Here is a 25,199-nt window from a genome sequence, read left to right as displayed (position 1 = left end):
GGGTGATTTTCCGCGGCGCAGCGTCAGTGGAGACCGAAAAAGAGCTGGACATACAGAACCGAGAAGATCACCAGCACACCGCTGACGATGACCGTCGTCGCCGTTTCGACCGGAAACGGGTCGCCGTCAGCCATTTCCGCTGGCGGCTCTCGAGTGAGTCGAACGGCTCCAAACACCAGCGTCGCAACGGCGACGGCAAGGGCCACGAGCCCGGACATCATCTCCGGTTGAACCGTCGAAAGCAACGGCCCGATCCAGCCGAGCGCCAGCAGGCAGAATCCGACGTTCATCCACTGCCACCAGCCGATCTCTCTGCCCGCGAGCCGTACCGATTCGCGCCACCCGGCGACGAACAGTGAACTCGTCCCAAGGAGGACCAGTACGGCTCCGACGACTGACAGCGGCGCGAGTGGCGCGCCCTCGGGGTGGATCGGTCTGTCGGCCCTCTCATCGACGCCCGGTCCGGGTCCGGGCCCAGTTCCGGTTCCGAGTTCAGGCAGCGGCATGAGACCCCGCTCGACCGCGAGCAAGTCGCCGGTGATGGTGACGCCGAAGACGACGAACAAGACGAGTCCGAGCACGAGGCTGACCTGGCGCTGGAGCCGACTCATGTTGTCGTGTCGTACGCGCGTGAGAAACAAAAGCGATCAGCCATCGTGAGCGCGCCGCCATCGCCTGTCGCCGGGACCGCTCACCGAACAATTATCACCGCTGTCATATAATTGCGGGCCCATGGACGGATTTGGGCCCGCCGTGGACGGGTACGTCGACGTTGCCGACCAACTCCCGCGATACATCTCCACGCGAGCAGCCGTACATTTCGAAGCTGAGCGCGCCGAGAAACGGTCGACTCCCGCGCTACGTTCGAGGAGCGGCGCAACCGGCTACGAACGCTGTTTCGGTCGCGTCTCGGCGGCCTTCCCGACCGCGTCACCGAGCCGACGGTCCGGACGGCTGAACTCGTCCGACGGGACGGCTACCGCATCGAGTCGGTCATGTTCGAGAGCCGACCGAATTTCCACGTCACGGCGAACTGCTACGTTCCGGCCGGCGACGGGCCGCATCCGGCGGTGCGCTTTCTCTGTGGCCACCACGACGCCGCCAAGGCGCCGACGGAGACGGTGTCGACCGGGTCGTGACGCGCGATTTGGGCCCGAGTTTCGCCGAGATGGCCACCAGCCGGCTGCCGCCGTTTCAGCCACAGCTCACCGCGGTCGATATGCTCGGGGCGTGCGATACGCCGCAGGTGGTGGCGGCGCTCGAGCGGTACGGCGTTCGAGTGCAGCAGGAGTCGCGGTGAGACCGCGATCGATCGCTTCGAGTCTCCAGTCCCAGGATTCCCTCTGAGCGAAAACAGCCGCGCTGGTGAATGTTCCTACGAGTCGGTATCGGTGTCGGCGTCAGCGCAAATCTCCACGAAATTCCGTAGAATCTGTAACCCCGTCTCGCCGCTCTTCTCGGGGTGGAACTGCGTCCCGAAGACGGTGCCCGCCTCGTTGGCAACGATCGACGGGAACTCGCGCTCGTAGTCGGTGCTCGCGAGCGCGCTGAACTCGTCGTCCGGTACCGCGTAGTAGGAGTGGACGAAATAGGCGTACTCCCCGTCGATACCCTCGACGAGCGGGTGATCGCGCTCGACGGCGAGTTCGTTCCAGCCCATGTGCGGGACTTTCTGTCCGTCGTCGAATCGGACGTTGGTTCCGGGGATGAGGTCGAGTCCTTCGACGGCGGCCTCGCCGTCGGTTGCGCCCTCCTCGCTCGCGGTCAGGAGCATCTGCATGCCGAGGCAGATGCCAAACAGCGGCTGACCGCGCTCGGCGACCGCGAGGAGGTCCTCGCGGATCGGGGCGGCGTTCTCGACGCCCTCGCGGAACGCGCCGACGCCGGGTAACACGACGCCGTCAGCGTCTTCGAACGCATCCGGATCGTCGGTGATCTCGACGTCGGCACCCGCCCGTTCTAACCCGCGCGTGACGCTTCGCAGGTTCCCCAGTCCGTAGTCGACGACGACGACGGAGGCCAGGGACTGCTCGGTGTCAGCAGCAAGGGTGCTCATACCTGAACTCAACGCGGCGCGTTGAAGTGTATTGCCATTCGCGCAATGTTCGACGCACGATTCGCGGCTCTCGGCTTATAACTCGCAACTCTTCCCCCGCAACTCCGGAAAACACAGCCATTAGGCTTCCCGACAACGATGCTCCCGTATGGCAGATACCGACACTGATGCCGCCGACGCAGACCCGGAAGCCGTCGTCCGCGACTACTACGACGCCGTCGACGCCGAACGCTACGACGAACTCGTCTCGCTCTTCACCGACGACGTTCGATACGAACGCCCCGGCCAGGGCGCGATCACCGGTCGCGAGGAGCTCCGCGAGTTCTATCTGACCGGTCGCCCCCTCGAAGACGGCAGCCACGAAATCCACGACGTCCTCGTCGACGGGACCACTGCAGCGGTTCGGGGTACGTTCTCCGGCGTGCAGGACGGCGAGCGCGTCGAGTTCGACTTCGCCGACGTTCACGAACTCGAGGAGGGGCAAATCGCCCGGCGGTATACGTTTACGGATCGGGACGAAGTCTAGAGCCGTTAGAAGCCGTCGAGTCGCGTCTGTCCACCGGCGCTGCCGTCGACACCGGCGAGGTCGGCGGCGCGTTCGAGCGCCGATTCGAACGTCTCCTCCTGGCTCCGATCGTACAGCGTCGCCGCCGGATGGACGCAGATCAGCAGCCGGCGGGGCGTGCCGCCGAGACGAATCTCCTCGACGGAGCCGGCCTCTTTCGTGACGGCAACCGAGCGGTCGAGCAGGTGTTCGCTCGGGACCTTCCCGAGCGTGACGATTACGTCTGGGTCGAGCAGGTCGATTTCTTGCTCGAGGTAACCTCGACAGTTCTCGAGTTCGTCCGTATTGGGATCGCGGTTCTCAGGCGGGCGACAGCGAACGCAGTTTGTGATGCGAACCGAGTCGCGATCGAGGCCGACGATTCGGAGCTGGTCGTCGAGGACGGAGCCGCTGCGGCCGACGAACGGTTCGCCTTGGCTGTCCTCCTGTGCACCTGGTCCCTCGCCGACGAACAGGATATCGGCATCCTCGGGGCCGGTGCCGTTGACGATTTGGCTGCGTGAGTCGACGAGTGCTGGACAGCGCGTACACTCGGTGACACAGAAGTCCTCCATCTCTCCCATGGGTGTGGGTCCGCGGGCCACCTACTACGTCTTTCGGGTCGCAGCTGCTGTCTCGGTAGCCGAACGCTCGCTCACCGTGGTCACGTCAGCCGCCGACTCTCGCCGCGGCTCCTCGAGGTCGCCGGCCTGTGCGCACTCGCTAACGGCTCGCGGTGACTCATACGGTCTGCTGTAACGATTTGCCGGCGCAACCACAGGACGGGCGCGGTTGCGTCGGAAATGACTGACAGCAGTCCGTATCACTCCTGTCACTTACTCGGCCCGGACCGCATCGACGTACGAATCGCCGGCCCGCGCCGCAAGCCGCGCGACGCGAAGCGGCTCTGGACGCCCGCCGTCCGGCGTAAACGCCCGAAGAACGGAGACGGCCTCGTCGCGATCGCATCCCAGATACCGCGCGTAGACCGTCTCACCGTTGACCGTCAGTTCGGTTCGCGCCGGCAACCGCCGATAGACCGCGAGCCGCTGCCGAAGTTCGGGACCCGAAAACGCGTCACGAAGCCCCGATTCGAGTCCTGAACTCGACTCGAACGTGACGGCGATCACTGGACGAGCCGCGGCCTCGTGAATCCGTTCGAGGTCGAAAAAATTGTACCAGGCCGGGGCGATGGCACCGAGCAGGACGTATTGCACGTCGGGACGACACGCCGTCTCGAGGAGCGAGCCGACGCTATCGGTTGCATCGGTTCCGCCGACGCGACAGTGCTCGTAGGCCAGCCCGTCGACGACGCAGTCGGCCCGAACGACGGCACCTGCGAGCGTACTTCGATCGCGGTCGCTCGTCGAATCGTGACTGTGGTCCCTGCGATACGACTCGGCGATTCCCAGTGCTCGTCCCCCGGGTTTCATCGGCACTGACTGAAATCGAGTTCAGCGTTAGCCGTCGTCGTCCTCGTCTTTGATCTCCTTGAGGCGGTCGAGAAGTTCGTCACTGGACGCGCCGTTTTCGAACTCGATCGTTCCGTCGTGGCTGTTCTCTCCGGATTTGACAGCGTCATCGTCGTCAAAATCAGCATCCACTTCCTGTTGCTCGGATTCGTCGTAGCTCCCGAATCCCATACAGTATCTACTTGGACCTACCGGTTCAAAAGTTCCGGGGGTACACGTTTATATTCGTTTATGAATTCTCGGATATCGAGGGGTATACCGGGAGGAACGGCGAATAAGCCATTTCAGCGGGAAGACGACAGGCGACCGCGGACGGCACGATTTTGATGCCGGGTCTCGACTGGGCACACATGGAGGTCCACCACGTTACGGAAGCCGCAGAAACGTTCACGTGTAACGCGTTCCTCGTCGTCGGCGACCGAACGACGCTCGTCGATGCAGGTGCCTGGGACGGCGTCGTCGACGAGATTCGCACGTACACGGACGATGTCGATACTGTCGTGATGACCCATCAACACGGCGACCACGTCAGTGAACTCGAGGCCGTCTGCGATGCCTTCGACCCCGAGGTGTACGCCTACGATCACCATCCCGAACGGGACTATTCGATTGATGACGGGGAGACCGTTCAGATCGGTGACGACGAGTTCACCGTCGTCTACACGCCGGGTCACGCTGACGACCACGTGTCGTTCGTCTCGGAGACGGCGCTGTTTTCGGGCGACGTGGTCGTCCACGACGACGGCGCGTTCGACTACGGAAGTTTCGGGCGCACCGACATGGCGGGACAGTCCCGCGAGCAACTCATCGAGAGCATCGACCGGCTCCTCGATCGACTACCGGATGGCGTCGAGTACATGTACGCGGGCCACGGCGACGTTTTCCAGGGTGACGTTCGCGATGTCGTCGAGACGGCACTCGACCGAGCGGAGAAACGCGAGCCGAAGTATCCGGACGAGTGACGCTGGCAGTACCTACCGCTGGCACTCCACACCGCTCGTCGCACGCGTTTTGCGGGACGAGCATCCCTCGATAGCGGGAAAATCGACGGTCAGTCGTCAGTCGTCGTCCGAAACCGCCGCTGGATCGGCGCGCGATTCCGGAGACTGGCCAAACCAGTCGTCAGCGTTGGCAGCGACGTATTCTTTGCCACCCCAGCCGAAGGCGATGCCGATCGCCAGGGCGATACCAAGCGCGGCGGCGAACGCAAACGCCTGGCCGAACGTATAGAGGATCGCCACGTTCAGCCCCATCGTATCGAGACCGATAACCGCGGCTACGAAGCAAACGAGTGCCTTCGTCACACCGCCAGCGAGGGGCGCAACTCTGCTCTCCTGAACCGCCTCCGCCTCGCGGACGATCGTCGCAATCGGGTCGGCAATGACGAACCCGACGACGAGGATGGCGAAGCCGGCGACGACCGTCGGCGCGAAGCCGACGATGAACTCGATCCAGTTGCTCACGGACGACAGACCGAGATACGTCGCGGCGGCGAAGGCCGCGAGAAGGACGACGTAGTACTTGGCAAGTGTTCCTGCAGCGTTCGAGACCGCCGTTGACTCGTCGGCAAAGAGTTCACCGAACGGCGTTTCGCGAACGCGGGCGTCGAGTTCGATTCGCTGGCCGAGCCGACGAACGATCGGCTGTAGTTTGCGTCCGGCGAAGACGCCGACGGCGATGAAGATGGCGGCGACGAACGCGGCCATGAGAAACGCGAACGCATCGACAGTGACGGCCTCGAGTTCGGTTTGGAGCGCGTCGACGACGAGCGGCGTCATTAGCGATCACCGTACTGACTGCGGTATTTATCTTCACAGACACTCACGAAATGTGATGTGTACATAGTAGCAAGTTAGTCATAGATAAATTAAATTCTTCGATACGAGCGAGCAGAAAGATGGGGCTGAGCTACCCATAAACTAAAGCGAGACACTATCGGGTGCGAGAGAACGCGGAGAGAGACGGTCAGATTATGCTGCGCGCGGTTCCTTGGCCTTCGGTCGAAGGTTCTTGTAGCCGCACTTGCGGCAGCGGTCGGATTCCGGTGCGTTTCGTGCGTTACAGCGCATGCAGATCAGTTTCTGGAGCATCCGATCTTCGGCCGCGTCGAAACTTGGCATGTCGCTCCGTTTGCTCGTGGTGCATATAACCGCTGTGGTCCTGTCGTGGCGTCGTATCTGCTGTCGCATGGAGCAGGCATTGACCTATGTCACCTCCTCGCCAGATGAGGGGTCGTCGTCGGCCAGATAATCGTCCTGCACCGCGACGACGTCGCTCGAGTTCACACATTCGCTGTATCGGCGCAGCGGCTCTTCGTTGAGCGTCAGGAAGGTGTCGCCCCAGCGGAAGGGTTCGAGAAGGTCCTCGGCCCGGCTTCGGTCACCGAAGATACAGCACGCGCCGGCGAGTGCCTCGACAGTTGTGAGCTGAAACGGCCGGCCGTAGTTGATCGGATTTGCGGCGACGAGAAAGGGAAGGGCCCGGTGGACGCCGTTCATCTTGAAGGAGGCTGCTTCGGCGGACTCCCAGGAGCAGTCGAGGGCGACCAGTGTCCCGAGGCCGTCCTCGGCGTCGGCCGGCGAGAGTGCCCGGTCGGCGTGGGGGTTGAGGACGACGCCGTAGGGAACCTGCCCCATCGTGCGGTGAAGCGTCGCCTCGTCGAACTGCTCGAGGCGGCGGGCGGTGCACTTCTCCGGGTCGTCGTCGCCCTCGTAGTAGATGTGACACTCCACGTGCGTGTCAATGCAGGGGTGAACCAAAAGCGCCGCGACCGACATCGGTGCTGAGGCCGACGCCGATGCTGACGCCGACGCCACTGCTGACGCCGACGCCACTGCTGACGCCGACACTACCGCCGGCGACGCCGTTCGCCGCACTGATCGCCCGATACCGGCTTACGCTTCGTGGATCGTCTCCCCGCGGTTGAGTCGCGCGGCGATCGTAAACGTCTGTTCGGCCTCCCGGCGGGTCGGGAAGTGGGCAGCCATATAGCGGGCGGTCGCGATCAGCGGGACTCGCCGACGCTGCTCACGGCCGGGAACGAACTCGTCGTCACCGTCGCTGTCGTCGTCGCCGTCACCGTCCTCGCCACCCTCGCTGTCGTCTACCAACGCGGGGACCGACGACGATTCGACGAGTTCAGCCTGCCGGAACGCCGCCTCGACGTTCTGGAGCGTGTGGAAACCGGCGTCCTCGCGCAGCAGGCCGTGGCCGAGCGTCCGCTTCAGGTCGGCAGCGTCGCCGCCGCAGTCGAAGAACTCGGCGACCAGCCGTCCCGCTCTATCTACCTCTCCCTCGGCGTCGAACGTCTCGAGCAGGTCGTCGAGTACGGCATCGGGATCGCGGCCGGTGTCGTTCTCACCCACCGTCGGAATCGGCGCGGGCGGCGTGTTGAGGAACCGATCCAGGTAAACCGAGAGCGCGCCGTCGAAGACGCCGCGATAGAGTTCGATCGCGTCCGTTCGGCGCGCGAACCCGTAGACCGCGTTGGCGTAACTGAACGTGTGGTGGACGGTATTCCAGTCGTTGAACTCGTTTGCGGTGCCGAACTGGGCGACGCGCGTCGCGGCGGCGTGGGCAACCTCGGCGGCGAGATGTTCGGGCGTCGCCCCCTGTCTGATTGCATCGGCGAGCGCGTCGACGATGGCCTCGGGGTCGTCGCCGAGGAGCGTTTCCTGGAGGTCGGCGGGTGGGCTCCACGAGCGGTCGTCGCCCGCTGCCGCGAGTTCTTCGAGGTCGCTCGTCTCGGTAACGCTCCCGCCGTAGGCGTCTTCGAGCAGGGAAATGAGATCGACGGGTTGTCGCCAGGACGACTGTTCGTCGCTGCGCGAGGCGGTGACGAGCGGTTCGACGAGGCTCGCGAGCGTCGTATCGGCGTGGTCCCAGCCCGTGTGCTCGAGGCTCTCGAAGGCCTTGTTTGCGAAATCGAGGACGTGGCCGGTCGTGAGGTAGGGGTGGTCGGTCGCGCCGGCGACGACCAGTTCGGCGACCTCGGCGTTCGAATAGCCTGCCGCGACGGCGGTGCGGAGGCAGCGCTCGGCTCCGTCGGCGTCTCGAACCTCGATGCAGTCCCGAAACCAGGATTTCAGGCGGTCGAAGGTGACCTCTGTCGTGTCGAAGGCGGGCTGATCGAAACTCGGTGGTTCGCCCGCGCAGTCGTCTGCAACGTGGCGAACCCCGGTGTACAGCGCCCGCTTTCGGTCGTCGGGGTCGATGTCGTCGATCAGGTTCGCCATACAGCCGAGAATCGTGAGTCCGGGTCCCCAGCCCGAGTCCCGATATTGGGTCCCGAACGCGAGCGTCGTCGCCACCGGTTCCTGGTAGTCGACATCGGCGTCGACCAATCCGATCGCGGACTTTGCGGTGACGAGTCGCAGGTTCTCCTCGAGCCCCGTTTCGAGGCGGTCGGCCCAGTGCTCCGCGGGCGGCAACTCGTGTGTCGGCTTCGGATTCACGTAGACCGTGCCGTCTCTGACCGCGACGGGATAGGTCTGTACGTCGTCCGCCCAGGGATCGAACGTATCGCCGCAGGAGAGTTCGAATCGCGCGTGGTGCCAGTGACAGGTGAGGATGCCGTCGTCGACCGTGCCCTCGACCAGCGGGAACCCCATGTGCGGACAGCGGTTGTTTACGGCTCGGATCTCGCCTTCGTGGTGGAAGATGGCCAGCGGCGTGCCGTCGATACTCGCCAGTTCGCGACCTGCCTCCTCGAGTTCATCGAGTGCGACGACGGGACTGAACTCGTCGTCCGGTCCGTCGCCGTCTTCGTCGGTTGTTGCCATACCGAACACGTCGACGCAGAACCGTGTAAACGTTCGCTGAACGTCGTTTTGGTAGCCTATCTGATGCTATCGTCTTTCTCGGGAGAACGTAGCCGAGTTCGGCCGTTCGAGATCCGGTGAGAAGTGCGGAACGTAGTCATCGCGTTCACTCTTCGGCCGTCTGGTGTAACCCGAATACACACTCCGAACTGAACATGACGAGCGCCATCGTGAGAGCCTGAACGAGGGCGAACTCGGCACTCAACAGTAGATTGACGACGAGAACGCCGGTGCCTGCCGACAGCCCTAAGAAGGCTGCATACGACACACGAGAGAGCCTCTTCGCCCATTCATCAGCGTGATTGTAGAGCCCTTCACAACGTTCATAGTAACGATGGGTTTGATATTGGAAAATATGCGACGGGTGAGCACGCACGTACCGAATCAACTGCCTTAGTTTGAGGCGGGGATTCTACACGAGAAAACCGGTTCTGTTGAAACTCCGTTGTTATCAGGATTAGGGGGCTGTCCGTTAGGTACAGACGGCACATAGAGCAGAAAGCCAACGGACGCATATACTAGTGCGTTTCTCGGACATAGACTTCTTGTGCTTGAATAGCAATTGCAAATATGATGGAGGCTCCGCAGTTCTACATCCGTTTGAGGAGTGGGCACAGGCCAAGTCTCGCAGTGGGTTTGCTCTCCTCGTCGGTGTAGGGTCAGCGGTAGGACTGCTTGTTGTCAGCCCGCTATTCAACGATATCGGGATTCTAAATGCTGTTTCGTTGGGTATTATGATGACTGTGGTGTACTACGCATGTGACCCGTTGAACAAAGGATGAAGCGCTACATTTGTACACCGACGGACCGGCTGTTTCAGTAGTGGGTTTGTCCCACCAATAGGATTTCAACAGAACCGGAAACCAACTCATCAGCACGGTTAGGCATAGAACTGGCCAAGGGCCGCAAAGACCCAGACAAGGACGTGTGCGCCGGCAACGGGAACGAGCGTCCGCCGACGGAGGTAAACGACGGTAAGAACAGCGGCAACCAGTGCGGTCTGAAGGAGGCTCCCAAGTGGCCAATTCAGAGCGTGTGCGACCGTGAACGCGATCCACGTGATCCCGCCGGCGACAAGCGAACTCTCCGTGTACGCAAGCAGTCGCTCGATAGGGTATCCTCGGTACAGAATCTCCTCGACGATCCCGACTGTCACAGACTGAGCGAGCGCCATGCCGATCCCGACACCAGCACCCATCGTGCCAGCACCCTCACTCACCGGGAGGCCCACCGCCTCGATGAGCGGTGGCGTCACGATGTATACGAACAGAATGCTGACGCTCGTCACGAGGATATATCCGAGATCGACGAGGGCTGGTCACCGAAATCCGAGGTCGGGCAACGAGAGGTCCTCGCCGCCCACGGCGATCCCGATAACGGTGAGAGCCAGCACCCAGTAGATTCCGATCGTAACGACCGGCGTGATCTCTGTATTAGTCACTCGTAGCAGGATAACAACTAGCGGTAATCCAAAGAGGGCGAGGGCCAGATTCCCGATTGTGAGCGGCGGGAGGCGAGTCACGGCGACCACAGACCGGTATCTGTTTTCCTCCATATTCGAATATTGACAACACGGTTGATTAAATTTTTGATATATTGAGGATCTACCGTTGTACCGTTGTACCGTTGTACTGAACACGAGTTCACGGCCCGCTTGCAACCGAAGTTCGGTCTCAATGCCGGTACCGATACCGCAGGCGCGCATCCTTTTTACGGTCGAGCCGAAAGCAGCCAGCTATGGACGCTACCGGTCTGGTTCGACGCTACTACGACGCGCTCGACGCCCACGACTACGACGAACTCGAGGCGGTGCTCGCTCCCGAGTTCACCCAGCGCCGCCCGGATCGGCGCTTCGAGAGCCGGGCGGCGTTCATCGCGTTCATGCGCGAGGAGCGGCCGAATCCGGATACGACGCACGAACTGGAGTTAGTGTTTGCAGGTCAGAAAGCACGGGACGGTGAACCGAACACGGGAGACGACAGTGTTGCAGTCGCGGTTCGCGGACGCGTATGTGACGAGTCTGGAGAACTGTTCGAGTTCGCGGATTTCTTCACGGTCGACCGCGAGGCGGAGCGACTGGTGCGTCTGGAGACGTACTCCCGGTAGTTGCAGTATCGGTCTGTCCGTCGTCTGCTGTCCGGTATTCTTGTCCCTCGTCGATATGTGGTGGCCGCCGTTCGTCAGTCGTCGACAGTGCTCGTGTCCGTCAGGCGAACACAGCTCTAAGCGCGCTCGGCACCGAGGCCGACCGCGCTGACGGCGACCGATGCGAGGAGAAAGAGGCCGGCGACCCGTCCAGCCTCGACGAGTGTAACATCCGACGCGAGCAGGGGAGCAGTGATCACCGAACCCATGAAGATGAACGGCAGCGCGAACCTGCGCACCGCGGGGTGATCGTCGAGGAACGGTCGAACCGGGTGAACGCGGTCGGACCACGCCTGTGGGGTCATGTCTCTTCAGCCTACATTCCGGTACAAATATTTTATTTTTCGCACATACTGGCACTCAGTATGGTAACGGAGATCGTCTTCAGCTACACGACGCTGGTCGCGCTGGTGTCTCTCGTCGCCATCGGACTCGCGTCCTACATCGGGGCGAGCGCTGTGATCACGCGCCACCTCGACTCGCACCAGTCGAGTGCCGGCGAGTCGTAGCGTCGAGCATCGTCAGAGCCCCGCCGAACAGCTCGGACACAACCAACCCGCTCGCTCTCGGTGCGAGCAGTCACTCCCCACTCGCATCACGCCGAACAGTTGTTCGGACCGAGTTCGAGTTCGACTCTATCCTCGGGAGCCAGGTCGAGTTCGCCGCGGTTGCGGTCGATGATCTCCTCGTAGTTCGAGGGCTCCTCGCCGGCGTCGGCCATCCGCTCGACGAACGCCTCCTCGTCCATCGCGAGCAGATCGATGCCGGTCCGGGCGTCGCGGACGGTCGTCGCGATCGGGTCGCCGGGCGCGCCGTGTTCGAACTCACCCTCCGGCGTGACCGTGACGTGGCCCGGCAGGACGACGATACTCTCGGGTTCCGCGAGGATCGTTCGATGGAGGGTTTCGTAGAGCATCCGTGCACCTTCCTCGCCCTCGTCTTGATTGAACTCGAGTTCGGTTCGCCCCGTCGAGTCGACGTGTAACGTGTCGGCGGTCAACAGCGCGGCGTCGTCGACGAGGAGGTTGATCATCTCGCTCGTGTGGCCGGGCGCGGCGAGGGCCTTGAGTTCCCGCTCGCCGACGGGAAGCACCTCGTTGCGCTCGAGTCCCGTGAAGTCAAACGCGACATCGCGTTCGTCGGCTTGCGCGCCAAGATAGTAGGGTACGTCGAGGCTGTCCGCGAGGTCGCGGCCGCCCGAAACGTGGTCCGCGTGGACGTGCGTGTCGATCACGCCGACGATGGAGAGGTCGGCCTCTTCGGCTGCGACCTCGAACTCGTCGACGTCCGCGGTTGGATCGACAACCACGGCCTCGCCGGTCTCCGCACACCCGACGAGGTAGCCGAGACAGCCCTTCGCGCGGCGCTGCAGTTGGACGATCGTCAATTCGCGCTCGTCGAGTCCGAATTCGAGTTCAGCGCCGAGGTCGACGTGATCGTAGACGCCGCTCCAGCCCTTCATACCGCCGTCGACCGTCTGGACGTCGTATTCGTCGGTGGCCGACTCGAGTTCGGTCGCGAAGTTCCCCGAGGAGAGCCCCTTCGCGCAGATGGTGATCACCCGCTCGGCGTCGCCGACCGTTTCCTCGAACTCCGAGAGCCGGCCGTCGAGTGCTTCGTCGAGCCCGAACGGGAAGTTGATCGCGCCGGGGGCGTGCCAGGCCTCGTAGCTGTCCTCGGGTCGCGTATCGACGAGGGTGAACTCGGCACCTTCGTCCTGGAGTTCTGCGAGCCGGTCGGCGGAGAGTGTGGTGACCATGGCTCGGTTTACGGTCGCGAGTGACGTAAGTTTCGCCGCGCAGTTGCCACGACACCGGGATCCGACCGAGCGGATCCGGTCGATGACATTGTCCGTGCGGGCAAGAAGCCGAAAAAGAGGCTCCGTGCTGTCGATAGGTTCATTTAACTGATACTGGTTCGAAGGCGGAGTATGTCCCTTTCCGATGCCGTCGGTGCAGTCGTGTCGGTGTTCCGGCGTCGTCCGTCGGATCTCCTCCCGCTGTACCTGCTCGGGGCCGCGGCTCCGGCCGTCGTCCGCGTCGTCCCGATGGCCGCACTCCTGATCGGGGTGCTCTACCTCGCGGGAACCAGCCGACTCGACTCGCTGTTGACTAGCCTGCAGGAGATGAACCTCGGACCGCCGCCGAGCGACCCGGAATCCGCGGCGTTCGAGGCCTGGGCGAGCCAGTTCGAGCCGCTCGTCGACCTCCTCGTGACGCCGGCGACGGTCGCTCTCCTCATCGCGGCTGTTTTCGTGAGTCTGCTCGTCGTGGCGCTGTTGTACGCCATTACCTCGGCGGCACAGCTCGGAGCCTGTTACGGTCGCGTTCGCGACGAACGCGGACTCATCGCCGGTATCGCCGGCGCGCGCCGCTACTGGCTGCGCATTCTCGGGCTGTTCATCCTCGAGTTCATCCTGTGGATGGTCGTGGCGCTCGCCGTCGGAATCGGAACCGTCGTCGCGACGGGCGCGGTTGCGGCGGCGACGGATGCGACGGCGCTTGGCATTCCCGTCGTCCTCCTGGGCGGGCTGGTCATGATCGCGCTGTTCGCACTCGTCCGAGCGCTGTTCGCGTTCGCGCCGGTCGCCGTCGTCGTCGACGACGCGGGCGTTTTCGGCTCGCTTTCGAAGACGGCGGGATTCATCCGGTCGGAACCGATCGGCGCGCTGTTCTACTACGCCCTCGCCGTCGGCTCGCTCCTCGCGCTGTCGGCCGTTTCGGGTGTCCTGTTTCTCGTCGATGTGGTCACGTTCCCCTCGCTGCTGACGATGCTCGTCCTGCTACCGGCGTTCGACTTGCTGAAGACCGCACTCTACGTCGGCTATCGGGGCCGGCTCACGCCGCCGGCCGCGCCGGAGCGCTCCGTACTGTCCCAGTTTCGGGCCGGTCTGGGCCGCGGCTGGCACGAGATGACCGCGTACGTTCGCCACACGCCGCTGCTCCAACTCACGGTCGTCGCACTCGCCGTCGCGAGCTTCTGGGTCGGCTGGCGGGCCGGTGCCCCCCTCGCCGATCTCGGCGTCGAAACCTCGATCGCCGCCCGTCTCCAGGGCCACTTCCCGCCGGCCGCGGCCCTCGAGTTCTTCGCCAACAACTGGCTGGTCGCGATCACGACCGCCTTCGGCGGCCTCGCGCTGGTGCTCCCGGCGATCGCCTCGCTCGTGTTCAACGGCGTCTACATGGGATTCTACGCCCAGACCGAGGCCGAACTCGCCGATCTCGTTGCGTTCGTCCTCCCGCACGGCATCTTCGAGATTCCGGCGATCTTCATCGCCTCCGCGGTCGGCATCTCGCTCGGACTGACCGGCTGGCGCGCGTTCCGCGGGCGGACCGGCCGCGTCGCGTTCGCCGACGAACTCGAGCGAGCGTTCTGGGTGCTCATCGGCGTGGGACTCCTCCTCGCGATTGCGGCCGTGATCGAGGGCTTCGTGAGTCCGTACTACTACGACGTGCTCCTGTAGGCTCGGCTCTCGATCCCCGGACTACCGGCTCTCGGCTCTCGGTCCAACCGAGCGTTCTCACCGCTACACGGCCGTTTTCGAGGGAACTACTATGTGACACGAGCACAATAGGTTCACCCATGGTCCTCGCACTCGGAGCCCTGGTCGAAACCCGATCCGACCTCATCACGACGCTCGGCGTCCTCGTCGCCCTCGTCGCCGTCGTCGGCACGCAAGTCCTCGGCTGGGAGTGGGGTTCGACCGAACTCGTGCCGACGGTGCTCGGCGTCGCTGCGGCGGTGGTCGCGATCTCGTACGCCGTGTATCGTCGCTCGCGCTAAGTCTGTCGGGAACGGCGAGGCGGCGAACGGGCCGCTGTCGCTCTCAATCAGGCGCGATTTGGCCGGTACGCGTCGAACTCCTCGCCGAACACGAGGAAATACGCGGTGCCGATCAGTCCGATAACCGTCGCGATGGTGAACGCGAGCACCGGGTCGCCGGTGAGGACCGCGTCGCCGGTCAGCGGGTTATCGAAACCATCCCAGAGGAGTCCGCCGAGCGCGGCGCTCGGAATGACGATCAGATTCCGCAACAGGTAGTATGCACCGGTTACCCGGCCGCCGGCACCCGTTTCGGCCGGACCGACGATGAGCGCTTTGTGGGCGGGCAGTCCGGCAAAGCGAAGCCCCGAGAACGCAAAGAGAACCGCGAGAACGGCGGCGTCTGGCGGCGCGCTGATGAGCAATACCGGAAAGACGGCGTACACCGCGAAGCCGAGCGCGACGACCGGCTTGAGTCCGACTCGTTCGGCCGCCTTGGCCGCCGGCACCATCACCAGCAACGCGACGAGCATCTCGATCCCGAGCAGGATGCCGAAGTACGACTGCGGCGAGAGTTCGAGCGTCCCGGCCGCAGGCAGCGAGAGCGTGAGCCCGACCTCGCGAAATCGGGTGACGACGATGACGAAGAAGACGTAGACCATGCCGTTGGCGAAGCGGACGAGCGTATCCCCGATCAGCAGCGGCCGGAGTTCGGCGGGCATTTCTCGCAGATCGGTGATGAGTTGGGAGACGCCCTCGAATTTCTCGCCGAAACCGTCCTCGTCGGCCTCGTAGAGGAGGTGCTGGACGATCGTGCCGAGGACGCCGAAGACGACGGCGACGACGAGGATGAACTGGAACGCGAGTCGTACCTCGCCGTCGGTCGAGCCGAACGGAAAGAACAGCGCGGCGGCGAGCAGCGGGCCGACGAGGAAGGCCGTTCGGCGGAACGTCTCGGTGCTCGCGAAGCCGGCCGCGAGTCGCGAGGGTGTGACGGCCTGTTTGACGATCGCGAAGGAAGCTCCGAGGCCGAAGGATTTCCAGGCCTGCGAGAAGATCAGCCCGACGAAGACGGCGAGGATTCCGAGCGAGGTCGGCCCGACGGCGACATCCATTACCAGCGGCGCGGCGAGCCAGATCGCAAAACCGAGCGTCGAGCAGAGCCCGAACGCGGTGAGGGCGTACCGCGAGCCGATCCGGTCCGAAATCGCGCCGCCGGGATAGGGGTAGACGGCGCTGATGATATTGCCGAACGTCCCGAACAGGCCGACGACGAACGCGGTCCCGCCGAGGGCGTACATGTACTCGCCCATGTACCGACTCGTCATCTGAAAGCCGAGACTGAACGCGAACATCGCGATCGAGAGCACGAGCACGTCCCGTTCGAGCGCGAAGAACTGTCGAAAGGCGTCGAACGGGTCGGCCTCGTCCGTCTCGGAACGATCCTGTTCGAGACTCATACCCGGACGTGTCCGATGCAATGACTTCTGTGTTTACATCATATTAGTGTCACGATAGCCCACGACATCCCGGGGTGACTATCGAACGGTCGGTCTCGCGGGCGGTTCCGACCGATCATTTCGCGCTCGACCCGCGAACCGGACGGAAATTCGATGTCAAAGGACAGTATAAAGACGAACCGGTCCGTCGTCGGGAATATGACGACGACGCTCGGAACGGCGAGTGCAGGCCCCGGTGAGATCGACACGGGCCGTCTCGAGGTGGGTGAAACTCGTGATGGCAGCCCGTTCGGTCTCCCTGTCGCCGTCATCAACGGCGAGCAACCGGGACAGACGCTCTACATGCAGGCGGTGAGTGACGGCGACGAACTCAACGGCGTCGGGGTGCTCCAGCGGGTCGTCCCCCAGCTCGATCCGACGACGCTGTCCGGGACGATCCTGATCGTCGGCATCGTCAACTACCACGCGTTCCAGATCGCCGAACACCGGAACCCGATCGACGACACGAAGATGAACCGGGCCTACCCCGGCACCGAAACCGGCACCTCGAGCGAACGCATCGCCGCCGCCACCTTCGATATCGCGACCCAGGCCGACCTCATTCTCGACCTTCACCAGGGCTCGACCAGTCGCATGCTCGACGAGGTCCGCGTCCGCTGTGGAAAACGCCACCGCCTCCACGACGACTGTCTCGAACTCGCGAAAGCCTTCGGCTGCGGCTACGTCCTGGACCAGAAAGGCCCGGACGGCCAACTCGCCCGCGCCGCTCCCGACGACGGGATTCCGACCATCGACCCCGAACTCGGCGGCTGCGTCGGCTGGGACGAAACGAGCATTCAGAAGGGCGTCGAGGGCGTCTTCAACGTCCTCTCCTACTACGACTTCATCGACGGCACGACCGAACTCGAGCGCCAGACCCGCGCCAATGGCTTCGAACAGTACGGCTCGCCGAACGGCGGCCTCGTCAGCTTCGAGAAAGACCTCGGCGAGCAAGTCACATCTGGCGACGTGCTCTTCGAGATCACAACCCCCTTCGGCGAACCCAAGGCGACCGTTACCGCCGACAGCGACGGCATCCTCTGGCGAACTCGTCGCCTTCCGCAGGTCGCGACCGGCGAATACGTCTGCTCCGTCGGAACCGACATCGACTCCTACTGAAACCGCTCCAAACACGATCTCCGATACTGATACCGACTGATACTACACTATACTACCACCGCCACGAACACTACTAATCCACTACTAACACACTACTACCAACCCACTACCCCACCACTGACACAGACTATGCCAACCGACCTCATCTGCCCCGCATGCGAGACGACGTATCAAGCCGGTCCGAACGAACCCTGGCGCTGTCAGTGCGGTCGCGCACTCGAGTTCAGCGAGCGTCCCCACCCCGAAGGCGACCCGCTTTCGCTGTCCCAACTCGACACGAGCGACGGCCTCTGGACGTTCTTCGAGTTCATTCCGATCGAACCGCACGTGACCTTCCACGAGGGCTTTACGCCGCTGGTCGACGCCGACGAGTGGAACGCCCAGTTCAAACTCGAGTACGTCTTTCCGACCGGGTCGTTCAAGGACCGCGGCGCGACGACGACGCTTTCGCGCGCAGTTGAACTCGGCGTCGACAAAATCGTCGAAGACTCGTCGGGAAACGCCGGGGCTGCGATCGCGACCTACGCGGCGCGAGCCGGCATCGAGGCGGATATCTACGTGCCGGCGGGGGTCAAGCAGTCGAAGCTGATGACGATTCAGCGGGCCGACGCCCGCCCCGTCCGCGTCGAGGGGAGCAGGCAGGACGTGACCGATGCCTGTATCGACGCGGTCGAATCCGGCGACGGCTGGTATGCGAGCCACGCCTGGAACCCGGCCTTTTACGCGGGCACGATGACTTTCGCGTTCGAGGTTGCGGCCCAGCGCGAGTGGACCGTGCCCGACGCGGTCGTCCTCCCGGTCGGTCACGGGACGCTCCTGCTCGGGGCCTACCGGGGCTTTTCGTTGCTGAACGAAGCCGGTATCGTCGACGAGATGCCCCGATTGCTCGGCGCGCAGGCGGCGGGCCACGCCCCCATCGTCGAGGCGCTCGGCGGCGATCCGGCCGGCGAGGACGACGAGGGAGCGGGCGACACCGACATCGCCGACGGCATCCAGATCGAACTCCCGGCGCGCAAGAACCAGATTATCGAGGCGATCACGGAAACGGGGGGCGAGGTCATCGCGCTCGGCGACGATCCGATCGAGGCCGCGCTCGACCGCCTCCATCGCAACGGCTTCTACGTCGAACCGACGAGCGCCGTCGCCCCCGCCGCCCTCCAGCAGTACCGCGAGGACGGCACGCTCGCGCCGGACGACGACGTCGTCGTTCCGCTGACCGGCAGCGGGTTGAAGACGCTTTGAGCGGCCCCTGCAGCGTGGCGTTTTCGGGTCCAGACCCGTTGGTGAAATCGTTTCTGCCGCCCCAGACCAGGGTCAGGGTCTTCGTTTCCGCCAGCAGCGCTCTTTGCGAGTGCCGTTTCGCTCTTCGACCGCACCACCGGCGCGACCGCCCGCCAGAGACACGACGGAGAGACACGACGAGTGCAGATCATCGGATTAATGTCGCCAACCGACCTGGATCGGACGATGAGTATTCCGTCGTTCGCCATCGGCATCGCCGGCGGCACGGGTGCCGGCAAGACCACCGTCTCGCGGACGGTCGCCGAAACCGTCGGCGAGGCAGTCACCCGAATCCCGCTCGACAACTACTACGAGGACCTTTCCCACCTCGACTACGAGGAGCGCGCGGACGTCAACTACGACCACCCGAACGCCTTCGAGTGGGAACTGCTTCGGGACCAACTGAACTCGTTGCTCATGGGCCAGCCCATCGAGATGCCCCAGTACGACTTCGAGCGCCACATCCGGTTGGACGAGTTCGTCCACGTCGAGCCCACCGACGTGATCGTTCTCGAAGGCATCCTCTCGCTGCACGACGATGTCATCCTCGAGATGCTCGACCTCTGTGTCTACGTGATGACCGACGCGGACGTGCGTATCCTTCGACGCATCGAGCGCGACGTGGTCGAGCGCGACCGCGATCTGGAGGGCGTCATCGACCAGTACCTGGGGACGGTCAAACCGATGCACGAGCAGTTCGTGGAACCGACGAAGAAAGACGCGGACGTGATCATCCCTGAGGGCGCGAATCGGATGGCCGTCGACCTGCTGATCGAGAAAGTACAGGCCGAACTGAGCGGCGAGCGTGTCGGACCCGAGGACGAACCGGGTCGCGACGAGGCTGGTGAACTCGAGATGCCCCTGTCGGTTGCCGACTCGTCGGAGTAGAGTTCTATCGGCTGCCGTCTTCAGTTTCCGTTCTCTCGCTCTCGTTTCGCCGTTCCTCACGCAATCGCCGATCTGTGCGCCGATTCGATCCGACCATGACAACGACGAGTATCGAGGACTCAATTACGTGCTGTCCGTCGAATTTGCTACAGCAGTCGCTGAAGCGAACACCAGTTTGCCCTATCGCACAATCGTCGAACTCGGGCGGTCCGAACCGGCGACGAAACCCGACATTCCTTTACTTGCCCCCTGAATACGGGCGGGTATGTTCCTTGCCCTACGCGAAGAGGTCGAGGGCGCACTCGAGGCCGCGCTCGCCGAACTCGAGTTCCCCACGGACGACCTCGGGATCGAAGAACCGCCGGAAGACGTCGAGAGCGTGCTCGCTTCGAGCGTCGCGTTCCGACTCGCCGGCGAGGCCGGCGCGGCCCCGCCGCAGGTCGCCGCCCAACTCGCCGCGGAGATCGACACCGACGAACTGACCTACGTCGCCGCAGTGCAGACCCAGGGGCCGTACCTGAACTTCCTGCCGAGCGACGCCTACCTCGCCGAAACTCTCGAGACCGCGACCGAGGCCGAGTACGGTCACCTCGCGGACCGCGAGGAGTCCGTCGTCGTCGAGCACACGAGCGCCAACCCGACCGGCCCCGTCCACGTCGGGCGCGCGCGAAACCCGATCATCGGCGACGCCGTCGCCAACCTGCTTGATGCCGCCGGCTACGATGTCGACCGCCACTACTACGTCAACGACGCCGGCCGCCAGATCGCGACGTTCACCTGGGCCTACGAAACGTTCGACGAAGACGACTTCGATACCGAACCCGAACGCGACCGCATCGAGTACGACCTCGTGCGCTACTACCGCGTCGGGAACGCGTTCCTCGAAGACGGCCCCGAGGACGAAGTCGAAGCAGCGGAAGCCGAAATCGAGGCCATCATGCAGGGCCTCGAGGAAGGCGACGAAGAGGCCTACGACCGCGTCAGCGAGGTCGTCGATCAGGTCCTTGGCGGCATGACAGACTGTCTCGAACGCCTACCCGCCGAGTTCGACGAGTTCGTCAAGGAGACGCGGTTCATGCGCAACGGCGACACCGACGAACTCGTCGACCGCCTGCAGGAACTGGACGAAGCGGTCTACGAGGACGACGCCTGGCAGCTTGAACTCGACGAGCACGGCATCGACAAGAATCTCGTCTTCCTGCGCTCCGATGGCACCACCCTCTACACGACCCGCGACCTCGCCCATCACGAGTGGAAGTTCGACAACTACGATCGCGCCGTGACCGTCCTCGGCGAGGACCACAAGCTGCAGGCCGACCAACTCCGACAGACCCTCGAACTGCTTGGCAACGATACCGACCAGCTGGAGAACGTCATCTTCTCGTGGGTCAATCTCCCCGGCGGACTCGGGATGTCTACCCGCGAGGGTACCGGCGTCGACTTGGACGACCTGCTCGACGAGGCGATCGACCGCGCCCGCCAGGAAGTCGAGGACCGCCTCGACGACCGCATTCGCGACGACGAACTGACCGCTGACGATGTCGAGCGAATCGCCCACCAGGTCGGAATCGGTGCCGTGCGCTACGACATCGTCTCGAAGCAGGCAACGAAGGCGATCACCTTCGAATGGGACCAAGCACTCGATTTCGAGGCCCAATCCGCACCCTACGTCCAGTACGTCCACGCCCGCTGCTGTGGGATCCTGGCGGAAGCCGGCTTCGACCCCGCGGAACCGCTCGCCGCCTCCGGCCAGCCCGCTGAACTCGATCTCGATGCGCTCGATGCCGACCTACTCGACACGCCCGCAGAACGGGCGCTGCTCGAGACGATTGCGCGCTTCCCGGCCGTCATCGACGAGGCAGCAGCGGACCTCGAACCCCACCAGATCGCGACCTACACGCGCGAGTTCGCCGATCGGTTCAACGCCTTCTATCGGGAGTGCCCGGTGCTCGCGGACGATGTCGATCCCGCGGTTCGCGAGACGCGGCTGGCGCTCGTCGCGGCGTCGAAGCACACGATGGCGAACGCGCTGTCGATCCTGGGCGTCGCTGCGCCGCGGTCGATGTAGCGCGGCGTCATAGTTTCAGTTCCGCGTTGTGGGTCGCACTCGGTCGTGTCAGCCGCGCCGGTCAGCATCGCTCACGGTCGAGCCGAGTCGAGTTGCGGTGTGGGAGGTCTCTCGTCGCCCCACATGCACGTCCGACAGAATAGCGCGGGTGTCCGCGGTCAGTCCGCCGACGCGCGGATCTTGTCGGCCAGTTCTTCGCGCGAAATCTCGTCTTCGAGGTAGTCGAAGACCCACTGGACATCGACGTACAGCCCGACAACTCGACTGCCCTCGTATTCGAGGATCCACTCGACGGTATCGATCTCGTCTTTGAACCTTTCGGGGTCGACGATCGCGGTCACGAGGTCTTCGGCCACGCTCTCGATTTCCGCGTAGAGTTCTTCGGTCTCGGTGACCTGCGTGCTCACGAGGATGTCGACCGTCCCGCCACTTCGGTTGATCTCCATGACAGACAGCTTGTCGCTGCTGAGATCGAACCCGTCCTTGTCGAAGCCGGGGACATCGTCGGAACTCGAGTCCGAGTCCGGATCGGAATCCGACGATCCGTTGCCGCCAGTTCCGGAACCGCCGTCGTCGGAACTGCCGTCGTCGTTCGGTTCGTCTGTTTCGCTACTCGAACAGCCTGCGAGTACGGTTGCGAGTGCGGCGCCACTTCCGAGGAGGATCTTTCGTCGCTCCATGGACGAGCCATCGAGAACGGGTAGAATTAGTAATTAGCTCGTACCGTTTCTCTGAGTGAAGAATCGATTGTGTGGGGATTTGGATTCGGAGATCGATGGATAGAGCCGTGTATCTGTCCGGACAGGGGCGAATTCCGGCGTTCACGAAACCGAATCAGTCAGTTCCAAACACAGTCGTAAAACGACAACAGTCCTGTCGCGGCTGTAGTCATCGAAACCAACAGAACGACGGTGTTGGGTGCGATTTCGGGGGGTCAGGCAGTGCCTACCGACCGAGATCACCGGGATGGCTGTGTCGACGGGAGCGGCGCGTGATGAGCGACGTGCTTCGGCCGTTCGTTAGTGGTCCGATTCAGCTTCTGTGATCGCACTCGAGACGTCATCGGTAGCGGATGTCTCGTCGGCGCTTTCGGGGCTGTTCCCGTCCTCGGTTTCTGATCCAGCCGCGTCTTCAGCGGTGGTTGTGTCGGTATTGTCGTTGTCGTCGGTGTTGTCGTCGGCGTCGGGATCGTCTGCAGTGCCGTCGAGTTCGATGCCGGCGAGTTCAGCGGCGAGGTGTCGGTAGGCCGTTGCGGCGGGACCGTTCGGTTCGTAGGCGACGAGGGGGGTGCCGGCGTAGACACTCTCGCGGGCGGCGCTGTCCTCGGGGATGGTTTCGAGCAGCTGGAGGTCGAGCCGGTCGGCGAGGTCGGGGTGGGAGATGTCGCTGCCCGGGTGGGTGCGAGTGAGGACGAGTCCGGCGACGGTGCCGCCGGCGCGGGCGGTGAGTTCGATTGTTTTCCGAGAGTCCTGAATAGCGGCGGGTTCGGGCGTGGAGACGAGCACGACGGCGTCTGCGAGCCCGAGCGGGAGAACGGTTTCGTGGCTGATGCCAGCGCCGACATCGAGGAGGACGTAGTCGTACGTCGACCGGAGTTCGGAGACGACTTCGCGCAAGCCCTCCGGAGAAGTCTCTGCGTACTCGTCCAAGCCGATGCCGCTCGGGACGGCGACGATGTTCTCCGCCAGTCGATAGGTTGCGTCCTCGACTGATGCGTTGCCGGCCAGTACGTCGTGGAGTGTCGTCGAGTCGGGTGTGAGGCTGACGAATCCGGCCAGATTCGCCATGCCGAGGTCGACGTCGACGATGGCGACGCGCTTGCCCGCCTGTGCGAGCGCGGTTCCCAGATTAACCGTCGTCGTCGTTTTCCCGACACCGCCTTTCCCGCTCGCGATGGAATATACCGTCTCGTGAGACATATTCGATTACTGTCCGGACAGTGGAACGGGAACACCTTAAATCGTCACCACAGCGGACCGCCCGTGACTCCCGTCGAATTCACAGCGATCCGTCTCGGCCACCGTCGAATTCACAGCGCCCCATCACGACCCGCCAGCGAATCAGCTCGTATAGCGCGTGTCTCCCGATACTGTCCCGCATACGGCCGGGTGCGTGTCAAAGAATACTTACCCGCAGCTCCGCTTTGTATGGACAATGAGCCAGGAGGGAGAACTGGAGCAATCCGACCGGAAGAAATACGAGTTCCGGAAGGTCATCGAAGATCTCAAGGATTACGATGGCTCCGGAACACAACTCGTCACGATATATATCCCCGACGATAGACAGATCAGTGACGTCGTTCAGCACGTCACACAGGAACACAGCGAGGCGGCAAACATCAAGTCCAAGCAGACTCGAACGGCCGTCCAGGACGCGCTGACGAGCATCAAGGACCGCCTTCGGTACTTCGATACGTTCCCGCCGGAAAACGGCGTCGTCTTGTTCTCCGGGGCGGTCGACTCCGGTGGCGGGCAGACCGAGATGGTCACTCGCGTCCTCGAGAGTCCGCCACAACCGATCGAGTCGTTCCGCTATCACTGCGACTCTGATTTCCTCACGGAGCCGCTAGAGGAGATGCTCGCGGACAAGGGTCTCTACGGCCTGATCGTCTTAGACCGGCGCGAGGCGAACGTCGGCTGGCTGCGCGGCAAGCGCGTCGAACCGGTCAAGTCCGCCTCCTCGCTCGTCCCCGGCAAGCAGCGAAAGGGTGGCCAGTCAGCCCAGCGATTCGCCCGCCTGCGCCTCGAAGCGATCGACAACTTCTATCAGGAAGTCGCCGGGATGGCAAACGACCTGTTCGTTCCCAAGCGCCACGAACTCGACGGCATCCTCGTCGGCGGACCCTCACCGACGAAAGACGAGTTCTTGGACGGCGATTACCTCCACCACGAGATCCAGGACAACGTGATCGGCAAGTTCGACGTGGCCTACACCGACGAGTCGGGGCTGTACGACCTCGTCGACAACGCGGAGGACGCGCTGGCCGACGCCGAGGTGATGAAGGACAAAAAGCAGATGGAGGAGTTCTTCGAGGAACTCAACGCGGGCGACCTCGCTACCTACGGGTTCGACCAGACCCGGCAGAATCTGATGATGGGGGCGGTCGACCGGCTGCTGATCAGCGAGGATCTGCGAAAGGACGTCATCACCTACGAGTGCGGGGAGTGTGGTAACACCGACCGCGAGGTGATCGACCGGCGCAAGGCCACCCCCGAGCACACCTGCAGCGAGTGCGGAACCGATATCGAGGCGACCGAAGAGGACCGCGAAGACGCGATCGACCACCTTATCGAAATCGCCGAGCAGCGCGGCACCGAGACCAAGTTCATCTCGACCGACTTCGAGAAGGGCGAGCAGTTGTACAACGCGTTCGGCGGCTTCGCCGGCATACTCCGATACTCGACCGGCGTGTAAATCTCTCCTTTCTCCCTCACCTCGTCCTTCCGTTTGCGACTGCGTTTGTCTCTTCGGTCGCCTCCGGAGACGAACCCTCGTGGACGAACCTTTGTGGACGAACCGGCACACGTTTGTCGCACTGGCAACGT

General features: G+C 63.4%; 30 protein-coding genes. 13 read left to right on the top strand and 17 right to left on the bottom strand.

Annotated features, from left to right (window positions below; genetic code table 11):
- Positions 1 to 23: 23 nt before the first annotated feature.
- Positions 24 to 611, bottom strand: a complete 588-nt coding sequence (locus SM755_RS07305) for a hypothetical protein (RefSeq protein WP_323172090.1) — start codon at positions 609 to 611, stop codon at positions 24 to 26.
- Between the two features lie 384 nt (positions 612 to 995).
- Here SM755_RS07305 and SM755_RS07300 point away from each other — a divergent pair, with 384 nt between their 5' ends.
- Entirely contained in the window at positions 996 to 1,139 is a 144-nt protein-coding gene (locus tag SM755_RS07300; protein ID WP_323172089.1) for a hypothetical protein, read from the top strand.
- Positions 1,136 to 1,300 carry a hypothetical protein gene (locus tag SM755_RS07295; protein ID WP_323172088.1) on the top strand — a complete coding sequence of 55 codons (165 nt, stop codon included), beginning with the start codon at positions 1,136 to 1,138 and terminating at the stop codon, positions 1,298 to 1,300. Before SM755_RS07300 ends, SM755_RS07295 begins: the two co-directional genes overlap by 4 nt.
- A gap of 75 nt (positions 1,301 to 1,375) precedes the next feature.
- On the opposite strand, the gene hisH is transcribed toward SM755_RS07295, so the two are convergent.
- The gene (gene hisH / locus SM755_RS07290; RefSeq protein WP_323172087.1) at positions 1,376 to 2,056 is read right to left on the bottom strand and encodes an imidazole glycerol phosphate synthase subunit HisH; all 681 of its coding nucleotides are present in this window, start codon (positions 2,054 to 2,056) and stop codon (positions 1,376 to 1,378) included.
- A gap of 148 nt (positions 2,057 to 2,204) precedes the next feature.
- On the opposite strand from hisH, the gene SM755_RS07285 reads away from it, so the two are divergent.
- Positions 2,205 to 2,582 carry a nuclear transport factor 2 family protein gene (locus tag SM755_RS07285; RefSeq protein ID WP_323172086.1) on the top strand — a complete coding sequence of 126 codons (378 nt, stop codon included), beginning with the start codon at positions 2,205 to 2,207 and terminating at the stop codon, positions 2,580 to 2,582.
- A 5-nt stretch (positions 2,583 to 2,587) separates the two neighbouring features.
- Here SM755_RS07285 and SM755_RS07280 read toward each other — a convergent pair whose 3' ends face one another.
- From SM755_RS07280 to SM755_RS07270, 3 genes are all read right to left on the bottom strand, one after another.
- On the bottom strand, positions 2,588 to 3,184 hold the full coding sequence (locus SM755_RS07280; RefSeq protein ID WP_323172085.1) for a uracil-DNA glycosylase: 597 nt from the start codon (positions 3,182 to 3,184) through the stop codon (positions 2,588 to 2,590).
- Between the two features lie 252 nt (positions 3,185 to 3,436).
- Positions 3,437 to 4,033, bottom strand: a complete 597-nt coding sequence (locus tag SM755_RS07275) for a DUF99 family protein (RefSeq protein ID WP_323172084.1) — start codon at positions 4,031 to 4,033, stop codon at positions 3,437 to 3,439.
- 27 nt (positions 4,034 to 4,060) lie between these two features.
- Positions 4,061 to 4,243, bottom strand: a complete 183-nt coding sequence (locus SM755_RS07270) for a DUF5786 family protein (protein ID WP_006665720.1) — start codon at positions 4,241 to 4,243, stop codon at positions 4,061 to 4,063.
- Positions 4,244 to 4,422: 179 nt separating this feature from the next.
- Between SM755_RS07270 and SM755_RS07265 the strand changes: the two genes are divergently transcribed.
- Positions 4,423 to 5,034 (top strand): MBL fold metallo-hydrolase, encoded by a 612-nt coding sequence (locus SM755_RS07265; protein ID WP_323172083.1) that lies wholly within the window; start codon positions 4,423 to 4,425, stop codon positions 5,032 to 5,034.
- 96 nt (positions 5,035 to 5,130) lie between these two features.
- Here SM755_RS07265 and SM755_RS07260 read toward each other — a convergent pair whose 3' ends face one another.
- The 7 genes from SM755_RS07260 to SM755_RS07230 all read right to left on the bottom strand — a co-directional run bounded on the left by SM755_RS07260 (position 5,131) and on the right by SM755_RS07230 (position 10,447).
- Positions 5,131 to 5,850 carry a hypothetical protein gene (locus SM755_RS07260; protein WP_323172082.1) on the bottom strand — a complete coding sequence of 240 codons (720 nt, stop codon included), beginning with the start codon at positions 5,848 to 5,850 and terminating at the stop codon, positions 5,131 to 5,133.
- Positions 5,851 to 6,042: 192 nt separating this feature from the next.
- Positions 6,043 to 6,192, bottom strand: a complete 150-nt coding sequence (locus SM755_RS07255; RefSeq protein WP_006107874.1) for a 50S ribosomal protein L40e — start codon at positions 6,190 to 6,192, stop codon at positions 6,043 to 6,045.
- An 84-nt stretch (positions 6,193 to 6,276) separates the two neighbouring features.
- Positions 6,277 to 6,804 (bottom strand): DUF367 family protein, encoded by a 528-nt coding sequence (locus tag SM755_RS07250; protein WP_323172081.1) that lies wholly within the window; start codon positions 6,802 to 6,804, stop codon positions 6,277 to 6,279.
- A 162-nt stretch (positions 6,805 to 6,966) separates the two neighbouring features.
- Positions 6,967 to 8,853, bottom strand: a complete 1,887-nt coding sequence (locus SM755_RS07245) for a Rieske (2Fe-2S) protein (RefSeq protein ID WP_323172080.1) — start codon at positions 8,851 to 8,853, stop codon at positions 6,967 to 6,969.
- Between the two features lie 145 nt (positions 8,854 to 8,998).
- Positions 8,999 to 9,247, bottom strand: a complete 249-nt coding sequence (locus tag SM755_RS07240; RefSeq protein ID WP_369335242.1) for a hypothetical protein — start codon at positions 9,245 to 9,247, stop codon at positions 8,999 to 9,001.
- Between the two features lie 525 nt (positions 9,248 to 9,772).
- Entirely contained in the window at positions 9,773 to 10,180 is a 408-nt protein-coding gene (locus tag SM755_RS07235) for a CPBP family intramembrane glutamic endopeptidase (protein ID WP_323172078.1), read from the bottom strand.
- Between the two features lie 30 nt (positions 10,181 to 10,210).
- The gene (locus tag SM755_RS07230) at positions 10,211 to 10,447 is read right to left on the bottom strand and encodes a hypothetical protein (RefSeq protein WP_323172077.1); all 237 of its coding nucleotides are present in this window, start codon (positions 10,445 to 10,447) and stop codon (positions 10,211 to 10,213) included.
- 182 nt (positions 10,448 to 10,629) lie between these two features.
- Here SM755_RS07230 and SM755_RS07225 point away from each other — a divergent pair, with 182 nt between their 5' ends.
- On the top strand, positions 10,630 to 10,998 hold the full coding sequence (locus SM755_RS07225) for a nuclear transport factor 2 family protein (RefSeq protein WP_323172076.1): 369 nt from the start codon (positions 10,630 to 10,632) through the stop codon (positions 10,996 to 10,998).
- 116 nt (positions 10,999 to 11,114) lie between these two features.
- On the opposite strand, the gene SM755_RS07220 is transcribed toward SM755_RS07225, so the two are convergent.
- Positions 11,115 to 11,342: a hypothetical protein gene (locus tag SM755_RS07220; RefSeq protein WP_323172075.1), complete on the bottom strand. Its 228-nt coding sequence runs from the start codon at positions 11,340 to 11,342 to the stop codon at positions 11,115 to 11,117.
- 60 nt (positions 11,343 to 11,402) lie between these two features.
- Between SM755_RS07220 and SM755_RS07215 the strand changes: the two genes are divergently transcribed.
- A complete protein-coding gene (locus tag SM755_RS07215; protein WP_323172074.1) occupies positions 11,403 to 11,546 on the top strand; it encodes a hypothetical protein in 144 nt (47 codons plus the stop codon).
- 86 nt (positions 11,547 to 11,632) lie between these two features.
- On the opposite strand, the gene SM755_RS07210 is transcribed toward SM755_RS07215, so the two are convergent.
- Positions 11,633 to 12,796 carry a rhodanese-like domain-containing protein gene (locus tag SM755_RS07210; RefSeq protein WP_323172073.1) on the bottom strand — a complete coding sequence of 388 codons (1,164 nt, stop codon included), beginning with the start codon at positions 12,794 to 12,796 and terminating at the stop codon, positions 11,633 to 11,635.
- A 171-nt stretch (positions 12,797 to 12,967) separates the two neighbouring features.
- Here SM755_RS07210 and SM755_RS07205 point away from each other — a divergent pair, with 171 nt between their 5' ends.
- Together SM755_RS07205 and SM755_RS07200 are read left to right on the top strand one after the other, a co-directional pair.
- Positions 12,968 to 14,500 carry a stage II sporulation protein M gene (locus tag SM755_RS07205; protein WP_323172072.1) on the top strand — a complete coding sequence of 511 codons (1,533 nt, stop codon included), beginning with the start codon at positions 12,968 to 12,970 and terminating at the stop codon, positions 14,498 to 14,500.
- Between the two features lie 119 nt (positions 14,501 to 14,619).
- Positions 14,620 to 14,820, top strand: a complete 201-nt coding sequence (locus SM755_RS07200) for a multidrug transporter (protein WP_323172071.1) — start codon at positions 14,620 to 14,622, stop codon at positions 14,818 to 14,820.
- A 47-nt stretch (positions 14,821 to 14,867) separates the two neighbouring features.
- Here SM755_RS07200 and SM755_RS07195 read toward each other — a convergent pair whose 3' ends face one another.
- On the bottom strand, positions 14,868 to 16,259 hold the full coding sequence (locus SM755_RS07195) for an MFS transporter (protein ID WP_323172070.1): 1,392 nt from the start codon (positions 16,257 to 16,259) through the stop codon (positions 14,868 to 14,870).
- A gap of 198 nt (positions 16,260 to 16,457) precedes the next feature.
- Between SM755_RS07195 and SM755_RS07190 the strand changes: the two genes are divergently transcribed.
- From SM755_RS07190 to argS, 4 genes are all read left to right on the top strand, one after another.
- Positions 16,458 to 17,417 carry a succinylglutamate desuccinylase/aspartoacylase family protein gene (locus SM755_RS07190; protein ID WP_323172592.1) on the top strand — a complete coding sequence of 320 codons (960 nt, stop codon included), beginning with the start codon at positions 16,458 to 16,460 and terminating at the stop codon, positions 17,415 to 17,417.
- Positions 17,418 to 17,546: 129 nt separating this feature from the next.
- Positions 17,547 to 18,659 (top strand): threonine synthase, encoded by a 1,113-nt coding sequence (locus SM755_RS07185; RefSeq protein WP_323172069.1) that lies wholly within the window; start codon positions 17,547 to 17,549, stop codon positions 18,657 to 18,659.
- Positions 18,660 to 18,884: 225 nt separating this feature from the next.
- Positions 18,885 to 19,586: a uridine kinase gene (gene udk / locus SM755_RS07180; RefSeq protein ID WP_323172068.1), complete on the top strand. Its 702-nt coding sequence runs from the start codon at positions 18,885 to 18,887 to the stop codon at positions 19,584 to 19,586.
- A gap of 265 nt (positions 19,587 to 19,851) precedes the next feature.
- Positions 19,852 to 21,654 (top strand): arginine--tRNA ligase, encoded by a 1,803-nt coding sequence (gene argS / locus SM755_RS07175; RefSeq protein WP_323172067.1) that lies wholly within the window; start codon positions 19,852 to 19,854, stop codon positions 21,652 to 21,654.
- A gap of 158 nt (positions 21,655 to 21,812) precedes the next feature.
- Here the strand turns inward: argS and SM755_RS07170 are convergent, their stop codons facing one another.
- Both SM755_RS07170 and SM755_RS07165 read right to left on the bottom strand, forming a co-directional pair.
- On the bottom strand, positions 21,813 to 22,334 hold the full coding sequence (locus tag SM755_RS07170) for a hypothetical protein (protein ID WP_323172066.1): 522 nt from the start codon (positions 22,332 to 22,334) through the stop codon (positions 21,813 to 21,815).
- 339 nt (positions 22,335 to 22,673) lie between these two features.
- Positions 22,674 to 23,573, bottom strand: coding sequence for a MinD/ParA family protein (locus tag SM755_RS07165; protein ID WP_323172065.1), 900 nt, complete (start codon positions 23,571 to 23,573; stop codon positions 22,674 to 22,676).
- 235 nt (positions 23,574 to 23,808) lie between these two features.
- Between SM755_RS07165 and prf1 the strand changes: the two genes are divergently transcribed.
- Complete coding sequence (gene prf1, locus SM755_RS07160; protein ID WP_323172064.1) at positions 23,809 to 25,068, top strand: peptide chain release factor aRF-1; 1,260 nt, start codon at positions 23,809 to 23,811, stop codon at positions 25,066 to 25,068.
- Positions 25,069 to 25,199: the final 131 nt, after the last annotated feature.

It is taken from the genome of Natrialba sp. PRR66 (assembly GCF_034808065.1).
In the GTDB taxonomy this organism is placed as follows: domain Archaea; phylum Halobacteriota; class Halobacteria; order Halobacteriales; family Natrialbaceae; genus Natrialba; species Natrialba aegyptia.
This window is presented reverse-complemented; position numbering and strand designations above follow the sequence as displayed.